This is a genomic window from Alistipes sp. CHKCI003, assembly GCF_900021155.1.
Classification (GTDB): Bacteria; Bacteroidota; Bacteroidia; order Bacteroidales; family Rikenellaceae; genus Alistipes; species Alistipes excrementavium.
Genome location: NZ_FCNT01000085.1, coordinates 1 through 20,178, shown reverse-complemented (window position 1 = coordinate 20,178; position 20,178 = coordinate 1). Strand labels below are relative to the sequence as shown.

General features: G+C 62.5%; 14 protein-coding genes and 1 tRNA gene. 8 read left to right on the top strand and 7 right to left on the bottom strand.

Annotation, left to right across the window (positions count from 1 at the left end):
- Positions 1–17: 17 nt before the first annotated feature.
- The 6 genes from rfbB to BN3659_RS10740 all read right to left on the bottom strand — a co-directional run bounded on the left by rfbB (position 18) and on the right by BN3659_RS10740 (position 6,247).
- Positions 18–1,076, bottom strand: coding sequence for a dTDP-glucose 4,6-dehydratase (gene rfbB / locus BN3659_RS10765; protein ID WP_091536885.1), 1,059 nt, complete (start codon positions 1,074–1,076; stop codon positions 18–20).
- A gap of 14 nt (positions 1,077–1,090) precedes the next feature.
- The gene (rfbD, locus tag BN3659_RS10760) at positions 1,091–1,951 is read right to left on the bottom strand and encodes a dTDP-4-dehydrorhamnose reductase (RefSeq protein ID WP_091536884.1); all 861 of its coding nucleotides are present in this window, start codon (positions 1,949–1,951) and stop codon (positions 1,091–1,093) included.
- Positions 1,944–2,516 carry a dTDP-4-dehydrorhamnose 3,5-epimerase gene (gene rfbC, locus BN3659_RS10755; RefSeq protein WP_091536883.1) on the bottom strand — a complete coding sequence of 191 codons (573 nt, stop codon included), beginning with the start codon at positions 2,514–2,516 and terminating at the stop codon, positions 1,944–1,946. The genes rfbD and rfbC overlap by 8 nt, the downstream gene beginning before the upstream one ends.
- 112 nt (positions 2,517–2,628) lie before the next feature.
- On the bottom strand, positions 2,629–3,513 hold the full coding sequence (rfbA, locus tag BN3659_RS10750) for a glucose-1-phosphate thymidylyltransferase RfbA (RefSeq protein ID WP_091536882.1): 885 nt from the start codon (positions 3,511–3,513) through the stop codon (positions 2,629–2,631).
- The gene (locus tag BN3659_RS10745; protein ID WP_091536880.1) at positions 3,510–4,064 is read right to left on the bottom strand and encodes a UpxY family transcription antiterminator; all 555 of its coding nucleotides are present in this window, start codon (positions 4,062–4,064) and stop codon (positions 3,510–3,512) included. Before BN3659_RS10745 ends, rfbA begins: the two co-directional genes overlap by 4 nt.
- 992 nt (positions 4,065–5,056) lie before the next feature.
- The gene (locus tag BN3659_RS10740; protein ID WP_091536878.1) at positions 5,057–6,247 is read right to left on the bottom strand and encodes a saccharopine dehydrogenase family protein; all 1,191 of its coding nucleotides are present in this window, start codon (positions 6,245–6,247) and stop codon (positions 5,057–5,059) included.
- Positions 6,248–6,391: 144 nt separating this feature from the next.
- Between BN3659_RS10740 and BN3659_RS10735 the strand changes: the two genes are divergently transcribed.
- Positions 6,392–6,464 (top strand) — tRNA-Lys (locus BN3659_RS10735).
- Positions 6,465–6,640: 176 nt separating this feature from the next.
- Here BN3659_RS10735 and BN3659_RS13200 read toward each other — a convergent pair.
- Positions 6,641–6,799: a hypothetical protein gene (locus tag BN3659_RS13200; protein WP_171847758.1), complete on the bottom strand. Its 159-nt coding sequence runs from the start codon at positions 6,797–6,799 to the stop codon at positions 6,641–6,643.
- A 626-nt stretch (positions 6,800–7,425) separates the two neighbouring features.
- Between BN3659_RS13200 and nspC the strand changes: the two genes are divergently transcribed.
- The 7 genes from nspC (at position 7,426) to hutI (ending at position 19,592) form a co-directional block, all read left to right on the top strand.
- Entirely contained in the window at positions 7,426–8,556 is a 1,131-nt protein-coding gene (gene nspC / locus BN3659_RS10730) for a carboxynorspermidine decarboxylase (RefSeq protein WP_091536877.1), read from the top strand.
- 29 nt (positions 8,557–8,585) lie between these two features.
- A complete protein-coding gene (locus BN3659_RS10725; protein WP_091536875.1) occupies positions 8,586–9,878 on the top strand; it encodes a cysteate synthase in 1,293 nt (430 codons plus the stop codon).
- Positions 9,879–9,985: 107 nt separating this feature from the next.
- A complete protein-coding gene (locus BN3659_RS10720; protein WP_091536874.1) occupies positions 9,986–11,995 on the top strand; it encodes a TonB-dependent receptor in 2,010 nt (669 codons plus the stop codon).
- Positions 11,996–12,167: 172 nt separating this feature from the next.
- On the top strand, positions 12,168–13,868 hold the full coding sequence (gene ftcD / locus BN3659_RS10715) for a glutamate formimidoyltransferase (RefSeq protein ID WP_091536872.1): 1,701 nt from the start codon (positions 12,168–12,170) through the stop codon (positions 13,866–13,868).
- 3 nt (positions 13,869–13,871) lie between these two features.
- Entirely contained in the window at positions 13,872–15,887 is a 2,016-nt protein-coding gene (locus BN3659_RS10710; protein WP_091536871.1) for a urocanate hydratase, read from the top strand.
- Between the two features lie 979 nt (positions 15,888–16,866).
- A complete protein-coding gene (gene hutH / locus BN3659_RS10705; protein WP_091536869.1) occupies positions 16,867–18,345 on the top strand; it encodes a histidine ammonia-lyase in 1,479 nt (492 codons plus the stop codon).
- Entirely contained in the window at positions 18,342–19,592 is a 1,251-nt protein-coding gene (hutI, locus tag BN3659_RS10700) for an imidazolonepropionase (protein WP_091536868.1), read from the top strand. Before hutH ends, hutI begins: the two co-directional genes overlap by 4 nt.
- Positions 19,593–20,178 lie beyond the last annotated feature (586 nt).

The following is a 20,178-nucleotide window of genomic DNA, read 5'->3' as shown; positions in this document are numbered from 1 at the left end:
TGAAAATCGTCCGGACGCTACCGGTTCCGGTACATGCTTTCGTAGTATTTCTCGTATTCGCCCGAGGTGATGCGGTCCATCCACTCCTGATTGTCGAGATACCACCGGACGGTTTTCTCGATGCCCTCTTCGAACTGGAGCGACGGCTCCCAGCCCAGCTCGTTCTTGAGCTTGCTCGAGTCGATGGCGTAGCGCAGGTCGTGGCCGGCGCGGTCCGCGACGTAGGTGATCAGGTGGTCCGACGCGCCCTCCGCGTTGCCCAGCAGGCGGTCCACCGTCCGGATGATTACCCGGATGAGGTCGATGTTGCGCCACTCGTTGAAGCCGCCGATGTTGTACGTGTCGGCGATCCGTCCCTTGTGGAAGATCAGGTCGATGGCGCGGGCGTGATCCTCGACGTAGAGCCAGTCGCGCACGTTCTCGCCCTTGCCGTAGACGGGCAGCGGCTTTCCGTGGCGGATGTTGTTGATGAACAGCGGGATCAGCTTCTCGGGAAACTGGTAGGGTCCGTAGTTGTTCGAGCAGTTGGTTACGATCGTCGGCATGCCGTACGTGTCGTGGAACGCCCGCACGAAGTGGTCCGACGAAGCTTTCGAGGCCGAGTAGGGCGAGTGCGGATCGTATTTGGTCGTCTCCGTGAAGAACGAACCGTCGAACCGGAGCGCTCCGTATACTTCGTCGGTCGAGATGTGGTAGAAGCGTTTGCCCTCCCACCGGCCGTCCCAGTGAAGGCGTGCGGCCTGCAGGAGCGAGAGCGTGCCCAGCACGTTGGTCTTGGCGAAGGTGAACGGGTCTTTGATCGAGCGGTCCACGTGGCTCTCGGCCGCGAGGTGGATCACCCCGTCGATGTCGTATTTGCGGAAGATGCCGCATACGGCGTCGAAGTCGCAGATGTCCGCTTTCTCGAAGACGTAGTTGGGGCGCTGTTCGATGTCGCTGAGGTTGGCGAGGTTGCCCGCATAGGTCAGCTTGTCGAGGCAGACGATCCGATAGTCGGGGTATTTCGTTACGAAGAGCCGCACGACATGCGACCCGATGAATCCGGCTCCGCCGGTGATCAGAATATTGCGTTTCATATCGTTGGGTGTCTTTATTTCAATCTTTGCATGCAGCGTATCAGCGAGTCGCGCCAATGGGGGACCGCGATGCCGAACGTCTGTTTGACTTTACTCTTGTCGAGCACCGAGAAGGCCGGCCTCCGGACTTTCGAGGGGTATTCGGACGAGTGGCAGGGCAGGATCTCGCAGTTCGTGCGGCCTGCTATGCGTGCGATTTCGTGGGCGAAGTCGTACCACGAGCAGACCCCTTCGTCCGAAAAGTGATAGATGCCTTCGCGGCCTTCGTAAGCGCCGTTTTCGAGGATGCCGAAGATCGCCTCGGCCAGATCGGCCGCATAGGTCGGCGTGCCGACCTGATCGAACACGACCGTCAGCCGCTCGCGTTCGCCCGTGAGGCGCAGCATGGTTTTCACGAAGTTGTTGCCGAATTCGGAGTAGAGCCATGCCGTGCGGAAAATCAGGTATTTGCATCCTGATGCCTGCACCGCCGCTTCACCTGCGAGCTTCGTCCGCCCGTACACGCCCAGCGGGTCGGTCGGCTCCTCTTCGCGGCAGGGGGTGTTGCCGTTGCCGCGGAACACGTAGTCCGTCGAGATGTGGATCAGCGTGGCGCCGTACTCCTTCGCGGCGCCGGCCAGAATGGCGACCGCCCGGTGGTTCAGCAGATCGGCCGTCGCTTCGTCCTCCTCGGCCCGGTCCACGTTGGTGTAGGCCGCGCAGTTGACGATCGCGTCGATCCGCTCGTCGCGGATCGTGCGGCGCACGGCCTCTTCGGAGGTGATGTCGAGTTCGGCCGCGTCTGTGTAGACATAGCGGTGCCGCGATGCGGCTCCGAGCCGCCGCAATTCGCTGCCGAGCTGCCCGTTGGCGCCTGTGATGAGTATGTTAAGCATAGTAATCCGTATTGTAGTCGAACAGTTCGGGCGCCTCCTTCAGTCGCGGGTGGGCGCTGTCCTTGGGCGAGAGGAGCACCTCTTCCGGCGCGAGCCGCCAGTCGATCCCGATATCGGGATCGTCCCATGCGATCGCCCCCTCGGACTGCGGGGCATAGAAGTTGTCGCACTTGTACTGGAACACGGCCTCGCCGCTCAGCACCGAGAAGCCGTGGGCGAATCCGCGCGGCACGAAGAACTGCCGTTTGTTCTCGCCGGTGAGCTCGACGGCGACGTACCGGCCGAACGTGGGCGATCCGCGCCGGATGTCGACCGCCACGTCGAGCACCGCGCCCTGCACGACGCGCACGAGTTTCGACTGCGCGTCGCGCCCCTTCTGGAAATGCAGGCCGCGCAGTACGCCGCGTTTCGATTTCGACTCGTTGTCCTGCACGAACCGCACGGGCCGCACCTGTGCGTCGAATCGGGCCTGCGAGTAGCTTTCGAAGAAGTATCCTCGCGCATCCCCGAAGACATCGGGTTCGAGGATCACTACGCCTTCTATATCCGTCTCTATCACTTTCATCGCTTGTTCTCTCTTGGAATCGTTCGCGTTTTTCCGGGTTCGTCTCTGCATTCGGGCGCGGCTGCCGCGGATCGGCCGTTTGCCCGCAGACGCCGCCTCGCGGAGCGCGTGTCTATCGCTTCAGTTCGTCGATCACCTTCAGCAGGTATTGGCCGTACTGGTTCTTGAGCATCGGTTGGGCCAGCGCACGCATCTTCTCCTCGGCGATCCAGCCGTTGCGGTAGGCGATGCCCTCCAGACAGGCGATCTTGAGTCCCTGCCGCTTTTCGATCACCTCCACGAAGATCGAGGCTTCGGCCAGCGAGTCGTGCGTGCCGGTGTCGAGCCATGCGAATCCGCGTTCGAGCGTCTTGACCTTCAATTCGCCGTCGCGCAGGAATTGCTGGTTGACGCTCGTGATCTCCAGCTCGCCGCGGGCCGACGGGGCGATGCGTTTGGCCACATCCACCACTTTGTTGGGGTAGAAGTAGAGCCCCACGACGGCGTAGTTCGACTTCGGATGTTCGGGCTTTTCTTCGATCGAGAGGCAGTTGCCCGCCCCGTCGAATTCGGCCACGCCGTAGCGTTCCGGATCGTCCACCCAGTAGCCGAAGACGGTGGCCTTGCCGTCCTGCTCGGCGTTGCGCACGGCCTCCTTCAGATGGGCCGAGAGGCCGGCTCCGTGGAAAATGTTGTCGCCCAACACCAGACATGCGCAATCGTCGCCGATGAACTTTTCGCCGATGATGAACGCCTGCGCCAGACCGTCGGGCGAAGGCTGCTCGGCGTATTCAAACCGCACGCCGTAGTCCGATCCGTCGCCCAGCAGGCGGCGGAATCCCGGCAGGTCGGTCGGGGTCGATATGACGAGGATGTCGCGGATGCCGGCGAGCATCAGCACCGAGATGGGGTAGTAGACCATCGGTTTGTCGTAGATGGGGAGCAGCTGTTTGCTCACGCCTTTGGTGATGGGGTAGAGGCGGGTTCCCGATCCACCTGCCAGAACGATACCTTTCATTGTTTTGTAGTGGGTTGTGGTTGGTTGCTTTCGATTTTCTCGACGGACTGCGCGGGCAGCGTAACCGTCAGTACGGCCACGCCCGCGACCTGCACGGCGATCCGTTCCCCGTTGCCGGAGCGGAGCAGGAGCCCTTCGACGCCGCGGAGCGGCCCCTCGGCGATGCGCACGCGCTCGCCGCTGCGCAAGGTCTGCGCATCGGCCGCGAGCGGCGCGGCATCGGGCAGACCGCTTTCGGCCACGGCGATGAAGTCGGCCATTTCGCGGTCGGAGACGACCGCCGGACGTCGTGTCGCCCGGTCCATGAGGCAGCGCACGGGAATATCTCCCTGCCGGACGAGGGCGCGCAGCGTCTTTTCGTCCGTGCGGACGAAGATCAGATTGCGGAACGCCGGAACGAGCAGCCGCTTGGTCCGGCCCCTGAAACTGCGTTCCGCATAACGCATCGGCAGAAAGCATTCGATGCCTTGCGCATCGAACCGTTTTTTCGCCTTTATTTCGCAGGCATAGGTTACATTCAGCCCATACCAGTGTTTTTCTTCGCCGCTCATATCTTCGTGTGGACGGCTGCCTTGTGGAGGACAGCCGGCGTTTTTCTATTTTCAAATTCATTCCCGCCCCGCCGTGATTCACGGTTCACGGTTCACGGTTCACGGTTCACGGTTCACGGTTCACGGTTCACGGTTCACGGTTCACGGTTCACGGTTCACGGTTCACGGTTCACGGTTCACGGTTCACGGTTCACCTGAATGTTAGAGACAAAAGTACGAAAAAAACTCGATTCCACAAGCAGTTCCGAGGTTTTGACGGTTTTTCATATCATACTCACAATATATTGTGAATCAATATGTTGACTTTTGAACCCTTTCGAAAAAAACAAAAAAAGGCACATGATTATTCATCTTGCGCCTCTTTCCATTTGTTTTCCGTCGCAAAGATAATACATTTTTTAAGATCTGCAATATTTTCGGGCGGTTAATTTCGGTTCGAGAAAGATCCGATCGGTCGTTTTTGCCTTCATCCCGGCGGCGTTCGAGTTCCGCGTGCGCCATTTGACGGCCGGAATCGTCGCAAGACACGCAGCGGTGGGGCGGTGCGGATTCGGCCCCTCCCCGCGAATATTCCGGATGAGGAGGGGGCGTCCGCTCTCCTCCGGTTGTGAAATACAGTATCGGACCGGGGCGGCGGATGCGAGTGGTACGATCCGCGAATCGGAGAGGCGTGAAGTGCGAAGTGCGCGAAGACGGCTGAAGCCCCGGCGGGATGTATTGCGATCCTGCGGACGGAACCGACGATGTGTCCTGACGAGCCCCCTTCCTTTTCTGACGGACGGGATGCCTGATTCTGCAGTATTGCGGTTCGGTCGTCCGCCCCCCCCTCTATGTAACATACTATGAACTCAACGAAGACTGTCTTACAAGTTTTAGACGACCCTTTTTTTATTCGTACTGCTATTCGGGCGTTTCCCGAACAGGCGATTTCCGAAGGGTGGAAAAACTTGTCAGACAGCCTTCGTCCGTTACAGCATGCGGCTTACGACCCGCTACACTTCGAGGTCGACGTCGAACTTCTCGACCCACGGAAGGCCCTGCTCTCCCAGCTCGGCGAGGAACGGATCGGGATCGAACTCCTCGACGTTGAACACGCCCGCGCCGCGCCAGAGCCCTTTGGCCCACATCGAGGCGCCCAGCGCAGCCGGAACGCCCGTCGTGAAGCTCACGGCCTGTGTGCCCGTTTCGCGGAAAGCCTGCTCGTGGTCGCAGTTGTTGTAAATGTAGTAGGTGCGTTCCTTGCCGTCCTTGACGCCCCTGATCCGGCAGCCGATCGACGTCTGGCCGTGGTAGTTGGCGCCGAGCGACTTCGGATCGGGCAGCACCGCCTTGAGGAATTGGATCGGGACGATCTCCACCCCGTTGTACACGATCGGGTCGATGCGGGCCATGCCGATGTTCTGGATCACGCGCAGGTGGGTGAGGTACTCCTGTCCGAAGGTCATCCAGAAGCGGGCGCGCCGGATCGTGGGGTAGTTCTTCACGAGCGATTCGAGCTCTTCGTGGTAGATGACGTACGATTCGCGTTCGCCGATTTCCGGATAGTGCAGCGGTTTGTGAATCTCGTGGGGTTCGGTTACGACCCAGCGTCCGTTCTCGTAGTAGCGCCCTTTCTGCGTTACCTCGCGGATGTTGATTTCGGGGTTGAAGTTGGTGGCGAAGGCCATGCCGTGATTGCCGGCGTTGCAGTCGACGATGTCGAGGTAGTGTATTTCGTCGAAGTGATGCTTGGCGGCATAGGCCGTGAAGATGGCCGTAACGCCCGGATCGAAGCCGCAGCCGAGGATGGCCGTGAGGCCTTTGGCCTTGAAACGGTCCTGATAGGCCCACTGCCACGAATACTCGAAGTGCGCCTCGTCCTTGGGTTCGTAGTTGGCCGTATCGAGGTAGTTGGCGCCGCATTCGAGGCAGGCGTCCATGATCGTGAGGTCCTGATAGGGCAGGGCGACGTTCACGACGATGTCGGGCCGGAAGGCGCGGAACAGCGTACACAGCTCCTGCACGCTGTCGGCGTCGACCTGCGCGGTCTGCACACGTCCGCCGCCGATGGCGGCAGCCACGGCGTCGCACTTGGATTTGGTGCGGCTGGCCAGCATGACCTCCGAGAATACGGGGTTCGCGGCTATTTTCTGAGTTACCACCGTGCCGACGCCGCCGGCGCCGATAATCAAGGCTTTCATAATAGGTATTCCGGTTTAAGTGTTATGAATTCTTCGTTATGCGCAACAAAATTAGTTTTTTATTTTGGCAAAACAAAAATAATCCTTACATTTGCACCACCAAAAACGGAAATGCCGTCTGCGGACGGTTTTCGATTTGGCGACGGAGATCTCGTAGCTCAGCTGGTAGAGCACAACACTTTTAATGTTGGGGTCCTGGGTTCGAGCCCCAGCGGGATCACGGAAGGGGCTGTCTAACAAGTTTTAGACACCCCTTTTTTATTCGTACTGCTATTCGAGAACTTTTTTCGAATACGCATTCTCGGAGGGTTAAAAAAACTTGTTCGACAGCCCCTTTTCGCATGCGGCGGCGACGGCGGACACCCGTGGCCGGCGGGGCCTGCCTTCAGAGCCGCCTTACTTGAAAATCTGGTGGGATCGGATCAGCGTGGAGTGCGGATCGTCCTCGCGGATTTCGTCGTCGTTCAGCCGGTACGCCTTCTTCACGGCTTTCCCGATTTGCCGGTTGACCTGATTCAGTCCTTCGTTCTCGACGAGTCTTAAATAGTTTTGCATCAGGTCGCGGCGTGCTGAATCAGTAAAAAGATTTCGTCGGTGATCGTCCGGTTTTTCAGGGAGATCACCCTTTGATGAAATTTTCCAAATCCATGACTTTCGAATCCATGATCGGACGTATTTATCGGTCGCAGAACAAAGATAGCGGTTTTGAGCGGATTATCCGCATGGACCGGGTGGAAATCGGTTGATCGCGCCGTTGCAGGAATCGGAGTCCCGTCCGATCCGTCGGACGGGGCCGCAGCGTCGTGCGGTTCCGCCGGATGCCGTTCGCGGCTCGAATCCCTCGCCGGAGGCGCCGCTTTGCCCTCGGGTGCCTATCCCTTGACTGATTCGTCGTGAACCGTCGTCTTCTGAGGGCGGTTCCGCTGCGGACCTTCGCGTGTCTGCCGTCCGACGATGGGGCCCGGCTGCGAATCGGGCGGACCCGTCGCATCGCGGCTGTGGACGAAGGGGATGGGGTGCCTTGCCGCAAGCGGGCGGATGGGCGGAGAGACGGAGAGACGGAGAGCCCCTGCCCGTTAAGTATAAATACGTATTTTCCGCAAATATCCGGCCCGCAAGATGCGCCCGATCGGATCAATTTCATATTTTTGTGTCGTTTCTAAACGACAAGGACCCGATAGATGGTTGATTTTCAAAAACTGCCTTCGCCGTGTTTCGTTCTCGACGAGACGTTGCTGGACGCGAATCTGGCGAAGATCGACAGCGTGAGGGCGGCGACCGGCGCCGAGATCATCGTAGCGCTCAAGGCATGCGCGATGTGGCGTATTTTCCCCGAGCTGGCCCGCCATTCCGACGGCGCCACGGCCAGTTCCGCAGCCGAAGCACGGCTCGTATTCGAGGAATACGGCCGTCCGGCCCACACCTATGCTCCGGTCTACACCGACCGCGACATCGGGGAGATCCTTCGGTGCAGCGACCACATTACGTTCAACTCCGTGGCGCAGTTCGAGCGTTTCGGACCGATGGCGCTTCTGCGCGGCATCTCGTGCGGACTGCGGATCAATCCGCAGTATTCGCCCGTCGAGACGGACCTCTACAATCCTTGCGTGCCCGGTTCGCGCCTCGGCATCGCCGCCGGCGAACTCCGGGAGCTGCCGGCGGGTGTCGAAGGGCTTCATTTCCACGTGCTCTGCGAGTCGCGTCCGCATCATCTGCATCTGGCGCTGGAAGCGGTCGAGCGGCATTTCGGCCGTTTTCTCGATCGCATCGCGTGGCTCAACATGGGCGGCGGCCATCTGATGACCCATGCCGATTACGACTGCGACGAACTGATCCGCATTCTCCGCGGGTTCAAGGCGCGGCATCCCCGTCTGCGCCTCATTCTCGAACCGGGCAGCGCCTTCACGTGGCGTACGGGTTTTTTGGTCTCGACGGTCGAAGACATCGTCGAGAACGGCGGCATACGCACGGCGATGCTCGACGTGTCGTTCGCCTGCCACATGCCCGACTGTCTCGAAATGCCCTACAAACCGGCGATCGTCGGCGCACACGAGCCCGCCGCGGGGGAGATGCGCTGGCGCATGGGGGGCAACAGCTGTCTGGCGGGCGACTATGCGGGCGACTGGGCTTTCGACCGCAGCCTGCGGGTCGGCGACCGGATCGTGTTCGAGGACATGATCCATTATACGATGGTCAAGACCACGATGTTCAACGGCGTGGCCCATCCCGCGATCGCCATCGCGCAGCGCGACGGCCGGGTAGAGATCGTCCGCGAATTCGGTTACGAGGATTTCCGCGACCGGATGTCCTGATTCGGATAAAACTTACAAACCGCTTATAAATGAAAGATTTTACACCCACTTCCTATACGCTCGAATGCGTTGCCACGGGCCGCACGTTCGAAGACGAAGGCTGGATGATGGAGGACCGCTCCTGCAAGACCCCCTCGCTCGTTCGGGCCCGTTACGCCGCAAGACGGCTCGAAGTCCGCTCGTCCGAGCTCGGGCTCTACAAATACGCCGACTGGCTCCCCGTCAACCGCATGCTGGAAGGCTCGTCCGCTCCCGTAACCTATAAGAGCAAGGGGCTCGCCAAGCACCTCGGACTGGAGAATCTCTACATCACCTTCAACGGCTACTACCCGGCTATCGGCGCCCGAATGACCACCTGTTCGTTCAAGGAGACCGAAGCTTTCTCGGTGTGCGCCCGCGCGGCGAAGGACGAGAAACGGGTGCTGGTGGTGGCTTCGGCCGGCAATACGGCCCGCGCTTTCGCCAAGGTCTGCTCCGACAACGGCATCAAGCTGCTGCTGGCGGTGCCCGCCGAGAACCTTCAGGCCCTCTGGTTCGAGGAGCCGCTGAATCCCTGCGTGAAACTGATCTGCTGCGAATACGGAGGCGACTATTTCGACGCCATCCGCCTGAGCGACCTCGCGCTCAAGGGCGATAACTTCTATGCCGAGGGCGGCGCCAAGAACATCGCCCGCCGCGACGGCATGGCGACCACCGTGCTCTCGGCCGTTACGACCATCGGCCGCATCCCCGACTACTATTTTCAGGCCGTCGGCAGCGGCACGGGCGCCATCGCGGCGTGGGAGGCCAACCTGCGGCTCATCGAAGACGGACGTTACGGCCCGAATCTGATGAAGCTGATCGTCTCGCAGAACGCCCCCTTCGTGCCGATGTACGACGCATGGCGGGTCGATTCGCGCGAAATGCTCGCGGCCGACGAGGACAAGATGCGCCGCAACGCCGAGATCATCGACGCCAAGGTGCTCTCGAACCGCCGTCCGCCTTACGGCATCGCCGGCGGCCTCTACGACGCGCTGAAGGCTACGGGCGGCGACGTGATGGTCTGCACGAATGCGCAGGCGCGCAAGGCGCGCGCCCTGTTCCGGGAGCTGGAGGGCGTGGATATTTATTCGGCCGCCGGCGTGGCGCTGGCGTCGCTCGTCAAATGCGTGGAGGCCGGCCGCATCGCCAAGGATGCCGTGGTGATGCTCAACATCACGGGCGGCGGCGAAGAGCACTTCAAGGAGGGCAAGGAGCTCTGGTACCTGAAACCGAGCCACATCTTCCCGCTGGAACCCGACGTGGAGGATGTCGTGGCCAAGGTGGAGGCCCTGTTCGCCTGATGCGGCCTCCGACAGACGGAAAATCCTCGGTCCGCCGAGCGCTGCGCAGCCGGAGCGCTCGGCAGGCCGTTTTTTTATTAACTGATCCGATTAAAAAAACGAACAAGATGAAAGAGATCCAAACGAAGCGTATTCCCTGCTTCAGGCGTTGGACCCGCACGGGCTGGGCAGCCTTTGCGAGCCTCCACCGCCCTGTAACGATCGGGGTGCTCTCCGTTACGATGTCGATCCTCTTGCCGGCGGCGGCCGCCGCGCGGGTGCAAGTCTCCGACTCGCTCGAAATCTGCAAGATCTTGCAGATCGACGAGGTGGGGATCACGGGCAATTTGTCCTCGCCCACGCGCAGCGTCGTGCCGCCTGCCACGCTCTTCGACCGGAAGGCCGGGGGTGCGGGGCCGCTTCAAACCTTGGAGTCCGCCCTGCGCCTTGCGCCCGAAGTCGACGTCCGAGAGCGGGGCGGCAAGGGGGTGCAGGCCGACATCTCGATACGGGGAGGCTCCTTCGATCAGACGATGATCCTGCTCAACGGCATCAACTTTACCGATGCGCGCACGGGGCACCAGTCCCACGCGCTGCCCGTCGATCTCGACTGCGTGTCGGGTATCGAACTCATCGACGGGGTAACGGGCGTCGGCGCCTTCGCGGGCGCCGTGAATATCCGCACCGCACCGCTCCGGCCCACCTATCTGCGTTTCGAAGGGGCCGGCGGCGCATACGGCTATGCCTACGGCAACCTTTCGGGCGCCCTGACCGCCGGCCGGTTCACGCTCTTCGCAGCCGGTTCCTACCGCCGCAGCGACGGGTATATCCACAACACCGACTTCGACAACTGGAACGGGTTTCTGCGGATGAACTACGACTCCGGACGGGCCGGTTTCTTCGACGTGCAGGCGGGTTGGCAGAGCCGTTCGTTCGGCTCCAACGGGTTCTATGCCGCCTACAATCCCGATCAGTACGAGCAGACCCGCACGGCGCTCGCTTCCGTTCGGTGGGTGAAGCGGTTGGGCGACGTTACCCTGAATGCCACCGCAAGTTACCGCAAGAACTTCGACCGCTACGACTGGACGCGCGGCACGCCGATGAACCGCCACAATACGGACAATGCCGGTGCGGAGCTGTGGGCCGACTACGGCTGGCGGTGGGGCGAGACTTCGCTGGGCGGCGACTACACCTACAACCACATTTTCAGCACCAATCTGGGCCTTCCGCTTGCCGAACCGTACGGCGAGTACACCCACGCCGATGCACGCCGTGTGGGCAACCTCTGGCTCCGGCACACGAAACGCTGGCGGCGTTTCGATCTCTCGGGTTCGGCGGGCGTGAGTTTCTCGCCCTACGGCACGGCGGCGCTCTGGAGCCTCTCGGGCGGGTTCGCGCCCGCGGCGGGGCTGCGTCTGGATGCGGGCGTCTCGCAGTCGATGCGTCTGCCGACCTTCACCGACCTCTACTACACCTCTCCGGCCCAGCTCAACAATCTCGATCTGGGTCCGGAACATGCTGTGTCATATCGCGTAGGAGCCGATTATCGGAAGGGGCGCTGGAGCATCTCGGCGAATCTTTTCTACCGCGACGGCCGCAACATCATCGACTGGGTGTGGCGTCCCGATCTGGGCGACAAGTGGCATTCCGAGCAGACGAGCAGTCTCGATACGTTCGGCGCCGAGGCCACGGGCGGATATACCTCCGGCAGAGGTTTCCTGCGCCGTGCGACCCTCTCTTACGGCTGGCTTTCGACCGACCGCCGCGGAGAGGTCATCACGTCGAGCGCGATGGACTACATGAAGCATAAGCTCTCGGCCGCACTGGAGGTGTGTTTCCTGCGCCGCTTCACGCTTTCGCTCACGGGCACGTTCTACGACCGCAACGGAGCTTATACGGCCTACCTGCGCAATCCCGACGGATCGCTGAGTTTGGACGAGACGGGAGCGATGAAGACCGAGATGCGCGACTTCGAGCCGTACTTTCTGTTGGATGCCCGTATCGCTTGGGAAAAAGGATGTTGCAAGCTCTATGTCGATGCGACCAATCTCACCGATGCGGAGTATTTCGATTTCGGCGGTCTGGAGTTGCCGGGCCGCTGGCTGACGGGCGGCGTGGTGATTACGCTCGGCAGGTAGCGCTCCTTTCCGGCTGCGACGAACGGGGGCCTGCGGCAAATGCCGCGGGCCCTTTTTGCGCGGGCCGGTGATATTTCTTAACCGGAATGCGATTTTTTCGTTACATATTTGGTGTCCGATTCCTGAAAATTTGTTACTTTTGAAGTCAGAACTTAAATCCAACCGAAAATATATGGAAAAACGTATCGTAGAATGCGTGCCCAATTTCAGCGAGGGCCGCGACAAGAACATCATCCGGCAGATCACGTCGGCGATCGAAGCCGTCGAGGGCGTCAAACTGCTCGACGTCGACCCGGGCGAGGCGACCAACCGTACGGTCGTAACTTTCGTCGGCGAGCCCGAGGCGGTCGTCGAGGCCGCCTTCGAAGGGGTGAAGAAGGCCGCCGAACTGATCGACATGTCGAAGCACCACGGCGCGCATCCCCGTATGGGCGCCACGGACGTGCTGCCGCTGATCCCCATCGCGGGCATCACGCTCGAAGAGTGCGCCGAGCTGGCCCGGGCGCTGGCCAAGCGCATCGCCGAGGAGCTGCGCATTCCGACCTACAACTACGAAGCCGCCGCCTTCACGCCCGAGCGCCGCAACCTCGCCGTGTGCCGCCGGGGCGAGTACGAGGCGCTGCCCGAGCGCATGACCCGCAAGGAGGAGGCGCCCGATTTCGGCGCCCGTCCGTTCGACGAGGGGATCGCCCGCACGGGCGCCACGGCCGTGGGTGCGCGCGACTTCCTGATCGCCGTGAACTTCAACCTCAATACCACCTCCACGCGCCGCGCCAATGCCGTCGCGTTCGACGTGCGCGAGAAGGGCCGCCCCGTGCGCGAGGGCGGTTCGCCCGTGGGCAAACCCCTCAAGGACGAGAACGGCAAGACGATCATGCAGCCCGGGACGCTCAAGGCGACCAAGGCGATCGGCTGGTTCATCGAGGAATACGGCATCGCACAGGTGTCGATGAACATCACGAACATCTCCGTTACGCCGTTGCACGTGGCGTTCGACGAGGTGTGCCGTGCGGCCGGCGCCCGCGGCCTGCGCGTTACGGGCACCGAGATCGTCGGTCTGATCCCCAAGCGCGCGCTCGTCGAGGCGGGCAAATATTTCCTGAAGAAACAGCAGCGCTCGACGGGCCTTTCGGAGGCGGAGATCATCAAGATCGCCGTGAAGTCGATGGGGCTGGCCGACCTCAAGCCCTTCGACCCCGAGGAGAAGGTGATCGAGTACCTGCTCGAAACCGGCAAGGGAACCCGGAAACTCGTCGATCTCACGTGCGACGGTTTCGCCGAGGAGACCGCGAGCGAGTCGCCGGCCCCGGGCGGCGGTTCGATCTCGGCCTACATGGGTGCGCTGGCCGCTGCGCTGGGCACGATGGTCGCCAACCTCTCGTCGCACAAGGCCGGCTGGGACGCCCGTTGGGAGGAGTTCTCCGATTGGGCCGACAAGGGCCATGCGCTGATGCGCGAACTGCTACATCTGGTGGACGAAGACACGGAGGCTTTCAACCGCATCATGGCCGTCTTCTCGATGCCCAAGTCGACCGACGAGGAGAAGGCCGCCCGTGCTGCCGCACTCGAAGCCGCCACACTCTATGCCACGCAGGTTCCGCTGCGCACGATGCAGACCGCATTCAGGACTTTCGAAGTCGTGAAGGCGATGGCCGAAATCGGCAACCCCAACTCCGTCTCCGACGCGGGCGTGGGTGCGCTGGCGGCCCGCAGCGCCGTGCTGGGCGCCTGCCTCAACGTGAAGATCAACGCCGCGGGTCTCAAGGACCGCGCCGCGGCCGACAAGCTGGTGGCCGACGCCGTGGCGCTGGCCGCCGATGCCGAGCGCATGGAGCGCGAGGTGCTGGAAATCGTGGAAAACAAAATCAAATAGCCTATGACACTGCAAGAGTTTCAAGACGATATCCGCGCGGGCATTCCCGATGTGCTGCCTGCCGCGAAGCCCTATGACAAGCAGATCAACCATGCGCCGCGCCGCAAGGAGATCCTGACGCCCGAGGAGCGCGTGCTGGCGATCAAAAACGCCCTGCGCTACTTCCCCGCGAAGCACCACGCCGTGCTGGCGCGCGAATTTGCGGAGGAGCTGCGCAAGTACGGCCGCATCTACATGTACCGCCTGCGTCCCGATTACGAGATGCACGCGCGTCCGGTGGAGGAGTACCCCCACAAGTCGCGTCAGGCGGCGGCCATCATGCTGATGATCCAGAACAATCTGGACAAGGCCGTGGCCCAGCATCCGCACGAGCTGATCACCTACGGAGGCAACGGCGCCGTGTTCCAGAACTGGGCGCAGTACCGCCTCACGATGAAATACCTCTCGGAGATGACCGACGAACAGACGCTCGTGATGTACTCGGGCCATCCGCTCGGACTGTTTCCGTCGCACCGGGATGCTCCGCGCGTGATCGTTACGAACGGCATGGTGATCCCCAACTATTCGAAACCCGACGACTGGGAGCGTTTCAATGCGCTCGGCGTGTCGCAGTACGGCCAGATGACGGCGGGATCCTATATGTATATAGGTCCGCAAGGCATCGTGCACGGCACGACCATCACGGTGATGAACGCCGCCCGCAAGCGTTTCGGGCCGGGCCGGACCGACGCCCGCGGCATGTTGTTCGTAACGTCGGGTCTGGGCGGCATGTCGGGCGCACAGCCCAAGGCAGGCAATATTTCGGGCGTGGTGAGCGTTACGGCAGAGATCAACCCCAAGGCCGCGCGCAAACGCTACGATCAGGGCTGGGTCGACGAACTGCACGAGTCGCTCGACGAACTGATCCCGCGCATCCGCAAGGCCGTGGAGGCGAAGGAGGTCGTCTCGCTGGCCTACGTGGGCAATGTGGTGGACCTCTGGGAGCGCCTTGCCGCAGAGAACATCCGTGTCGATCTGGGCTCGGACCAGACGTCGCTCCACAACCCGTGGGCCGGCGGTTACTACCCCGTGGGCCTGAGCTACGAGGCTTCGAACAAGATGATGGCCGAGGAGCCCGCCCGCTTCAAGGAGTGCGTGCAGGAGTCGCTGCGCCGTCAGGTCAAGGCGATCAACAAGCTGGCTGCCGGGGGGATGTACTTCTTCGACTACGGCAACGCCTTCCTCTTGGAGGCGTCGCGTGCCGGCGCCGAGGTGATGGGCGAGAGGGGGCGTTTCCGCTATCCTTCCTACGTGCAGGATATCATGGGCCCGATGTTCTTCGACTACGGCTTCGGCCCCTTCCGCTGGGTCTGCGCTTCGGGCAAGCCCGAGGATCTGGAACTCACGGACCGTCTGGCCGCCGAGGTGCTGGAGGAGATCCGCCGCACGGCGCCCGCGGAGATCTGCGGACAGCTCGACGACAACATCCACTGGATCCGCGAAGCCGGCAAGAACAAACTCGTCGTGGGCTCGCAGGCGCGCATCCTCTACGCCGATTCCGAAGGCCGCACGAAGATTGCGCTGGCCTTCAACGAGGCCATCCGCGACGGCCGTCTGTCGGGTCCCGTCGTGCTGGGCCGCGACCACCACGACGTGTCGGGCACCGACTCGCCCTACCGCGAGACGTCGAACATCTACGACGGTTCGAACCGCACGGCCGACATGGCCGTGCAGAACGTCATCGGCGATGCGTTCCGCGGCGCGACGTGGGTTTCGATCCACAACGGCGGCGGCGTCGGCTGGGGCGAGGTGATCAACGGCGGCTTCGGCATGGTGATCGACGGATCGGACGATTCGGCGCGCCACATCCGCGAGATGCTGCTCTGGGACGTGAACAACGGCATCGCCCGCCGCAGCTGGGCCCGCAACGAGGGTGCCGTGTCGGCGATCAAGCGCGAAATGGAGCGTACGCCCGGACTGCGGGTTACGCTGCCCAACTTCGCCGACGAAGCTCTGATCCGCAAGGCGTTGGAGGAGTAAATGCGCAGGGCTCCGGCCGACCGTGAGGGGCGGAGGCCCGGTCGGTCGGGTTCTCCCGATCCCGACCGGCGGACTGACCCTATCGGCCGTTTCGGAGAGGCCGATCCTGTTTGCTGCCGTCTTTTCGACTCTTCCGGATGTTTTTCGCAGCCGTCTCCCTGCTTCGGCAATATGCGGGCGCCGGCTCGGTTCGCACCCGGTTCGGCGGGAGCGGTCGAATGCTCCGGCCGTTCACTCTGCACGGAGCACCGATGGACGGAACGGGTTTCATCGCTCCGAACTCCGGGCCGGATTGCTGCCACTTCCTGCTTTGCTGGCCGGAAAAGGGGCGCGCATAGTTGTCGGTCGGATTCCGTGCGGAAGCAGAGCGGTGCGGATGCGGAAAGCCGGTTCCCGAAGGTCGGCGGATCGCTGCCTCTTCTTCGTTGCGCCGCGCCGGAAAGGGATTGCGCATGATTGCGGCCGAAGCGCGGGTACGGGAGGACGTTAGCGCGTCGGGCCCGTTCGAAATGCGGTTCCGGTCCCGACGGCCGAGCAGGGGCGTGTGAAGCGGAGCCGGCAAATCGGACCGTTTCGACAAGCCGAGGGCAAAGCCGAACGAGAGTTCGAGCTGTGCCGAGATGGGAAATGGAAGAAAGCGATCCGACCCTATTGATGAGCAAGGGAGAGTGCCGCACGCCGGTCCGGACTTTGCCGCGGCGGGAAGCCGAAGGACGTTTCGTCGGGCCGAATGGCGGGCCAAATTCTGGGGCGGATTGCGCCGAGGCGGAAAATGGAAGAAAGCAGTTCAGCCGTTTTGTCGGGCCGTACGCTGGTTCGGGCTGTGCCGGGGCGGGAGCGGGATTGCACGAAAGCGAATGATCCGAACTCCTGAAGGAGGGCCGGTTCCGGAGGATCATCGCTCTCCGCTTCCGACGGAGGGCGGAATGAAACGATACGAAAACAACCGATTTGAAAAACCTTAAATTCGAATAAACCGATGATTCATCACATCAGCGCCGACCACCTTTCGGTGGAGCGCGTGGAGGAGATCCTCACCAAAAACTACAAACTCGCACTCAGCGACGATGCCCGCGCACGCATCCAAAAGTGCCGCGACTACCTCGACCGCAAGGCGCAGGACACCGACCGGCCGATCTACGGCGTTACGACGGGCTTCGGTTCGCTGTGCAACGTCTCCGTGGGCCGCGACGAGCTGGCTCGGCTCCAGCAAAACCTCGTCATGTCGCATGCGTGCGGCACGGGCGAACGCGTACCTGCGCAGATCGTGAAGCTGATGCTCTTCCTGAAGGCGCAGTCGCTCTCGTACGGCTATTCGGGAGCGCAGGTCGCTACGGTCGAACGTCTCCTCGATTTCTTCAACAACGACATACTCCCCGTGGTTTACCAGCAGGGATCGCTGGGCGCTTCGGGCGACCTCGCGCCGCTCGCGCACATGACCCTGCCGCTGCTCGGTCTGGGCGAGGTGGAGTACGGGGGTGCCGTGCGTCCCGCCGCCGAGGTGCTCGAAGAGCTGGGCTGGGAGCCGATCCGCCTGCAATCGAAGGAGGGGTTGGCCCTGTTGAACGGTACGCAGTTCATGGCTTCGTTCGGCGTGTGGTCGCTCATCAAGGCCAAGCACCTGAGCGCACAGGCCGACATGGTGGGTGCTATGTCGCTCGACGCTTTCGACGGCCGTATCGAACCTTTCGCCGACAACGTGCACCTGATCCGCGCCCACAAGGGCCAGCTGGAGACGGCCCGTGCGTTCCGCCGTCTGCTGGAGGGCAGCGAACTGATCGCCCGGCCCAAGACGCATGTGCAGGATCCCTATTCGTTCCGCTGCATCCCGCAGGTGCACGGCGCGTCGAAGGATACGATCGCCTATGTCGAGAGCGTGCTGACGACCGAAATCAACGCTGCGACCGACAACCCGACGGTCTTCCCCGACGAGGATGTCGTGGTTTCGGCCGGCAACTTCCACGGCCAGCCGATCGCGCTGGCGATGGATTTTCTGGCGATCGCCGTGGCCGAGCTGGGCAACATCTCCGAGCGCCGCACCTATAAGCTGATTTCGGGCGCGCGCGAACTGCCCAACTTCCTCGTGAAGAATCCGGGCCTGAACAGCGGCTTCATGATTCCGCAGTACGCCGCCGCTTCGATCGTCAGCCAGAACAAGGGGCTCTGCTGGCCCGCTTCGGCGGATTCGATCCCCTCGTCGCAGGGGCAGGAGGACCATGTGAGCATGGGCTCGAACGCCGCGACGAAACTCTGGCGCGTCGTGCTCAACACGGAGCGCGTGTTGGCCATCGAGCTCTTCAACGCGGCTCAGGCGCTCGAATTCCGCCGTCCGCTCCGTTCGTCGCCCGCCATCGAGGCGCTCCACGCCGCCTACCGCAAGCAGGTGCCCTTCATCGAGAACGACGAGGTGATGTATCCCCATATCGAATCCTCGATCCGGTTCCTTCGTTCGTTATGAGGCTGCTGGTAAAGAATATCGCCCGGATCGTCGGCATCCGTCCCGCAGGCGTCGAGCGCGTCTGCGGTGCCGGGATGGCCGAGCTGCCCGAACTGACCGACGCATGGCTGCTGGCCGAAGAGGGGCGCATCGCGGCCTTCGGACCGATGTCGGAGCTCGGACCGATCGAGGCCGACGAAACGGTGGATGCCGAGGGAGGGACGCTCTTCCCGTCGTTCTGCGATTCGCACACCCATCTGGTCTATGCCGGCAGCCGCGAACAGGAGTTTCTGGACAAGATCAACGGCCTGAGCTACGAGGAGATCGCCCGCCGGGGCGGCGGCATTCTCAACTCCGCCGACCGGCTCCGCGCCGCCTCGGAGGACGAGTTGTACGAGCAGGCCATGGAGCGCATCCGCGAAATCATCCGCATGGGTACGGGGTGCGTCGAGATCAAGAGCGGCTACGGCCTCGCGACCGCAGACGAACTGAAGATGCTGCGCGTGATCCGCCGTATCCGCGAGACCTCGCCCATCGCTGTGCGCGCCACCTTCCTCGGGGCGCACGCCGTGGCCCGCGACTACATCGGCCGTCAGTCGGAGTATGTCGATCTGGTCTGCCGCGAGATGATTCCGGCCGTAGCCCGCGAGGGATTGGCCGAGTTCGTCGACGTCTTCTGCGACGAAGGGTTCTTTACGGTCGAAGAGACCGCTCGGATCATGCGGGCGGGAGCCGAGCACGGGCTCGTACCGAAGATCCACGCCAACGAACTGGCCGTTTCGGGCGGCGTGCAGGTCGGCGTTGAGCACGGTGCGCTGTCGGTGGACCACCTCGAACGGATGGATGCCGCGGCGATCGCTGCGCTGCGCGGTACGCGCACCATGCCGACGCTGCTGCCGGGGGCCGCCTTTTTCCTCGGTATGAGCTATCCGCCCGCCCGCGAGATGATCGCCGCCGGACTGGGCGTAGCGCTGGCATCGGACTACAACCCGGGGTCGTCGCCGTCGGGCAACATGAAGATGGTGGTCTCGCTCGCCTCGATCCGCATGCGAATGACGCCTGCCGAAGCGATCAACGCCGCGACGCTCAACAGCGCTTACGCCATGGGCGTGAGCGGCGACTACGGTTCGATCACGGTCGGCAAGGTCGCCAATTTCTTCCTCACCGATCCGATTCCGTCGGTGGCGTTCCTGCCCTATGCCTATACGACGCCCCTTGTCCGGCGCGTGTTCCTGCAAGGGCGGGAGATCGGACAGGCCGCCGTTTGACGCCGGCGGGTTTGTGCCGCCGCAGCGGACGACGGGAGCAGGGGAGCCGGAATCTGCCGGACGGCGCAGGACCGCTGAGACGGCCGGGCTCAGGCGGTTTGTCGAACGTCGTATGTCGCTGTGCGGCGGCAGCATGACGCGGATGAGCCGGATGCGTATGCCGTTGCGGCCACAGTAGAGAACGGAATGCCCCGGATCATGAGGGAGCATCTTCGAGACAAATGTTCGGGCGGCATCGGAAGGGATGCCGCAACAGGATCGTCGAAAGGGGCGGTCCTGTTTTTTTCGGGTCGTATGCAGGGCGACGAGCGGGAAGACTCCGGATCGGGTATCCGGCGACACCTGCCGCCGGAGGCCGTCCGCACCGGGGAATTCGGCGACACTTGCCTCCGGACGCAGCCCGCACCGGGAATCCGGCGAATGACGGAATGCCGAAAGCCGGTCCGGATGGACCGGTACGAGGCAACCGGTCCGTCGGTTCGGGCCGGTACGGGTGGAACGGCATCCGCCCGGCAGCTTCCCGGGGAACGGTCGGGGGGGGGGGCGTCCGGTCATAGGCGGAAGCCATACGACCGGCAGCTGCGGG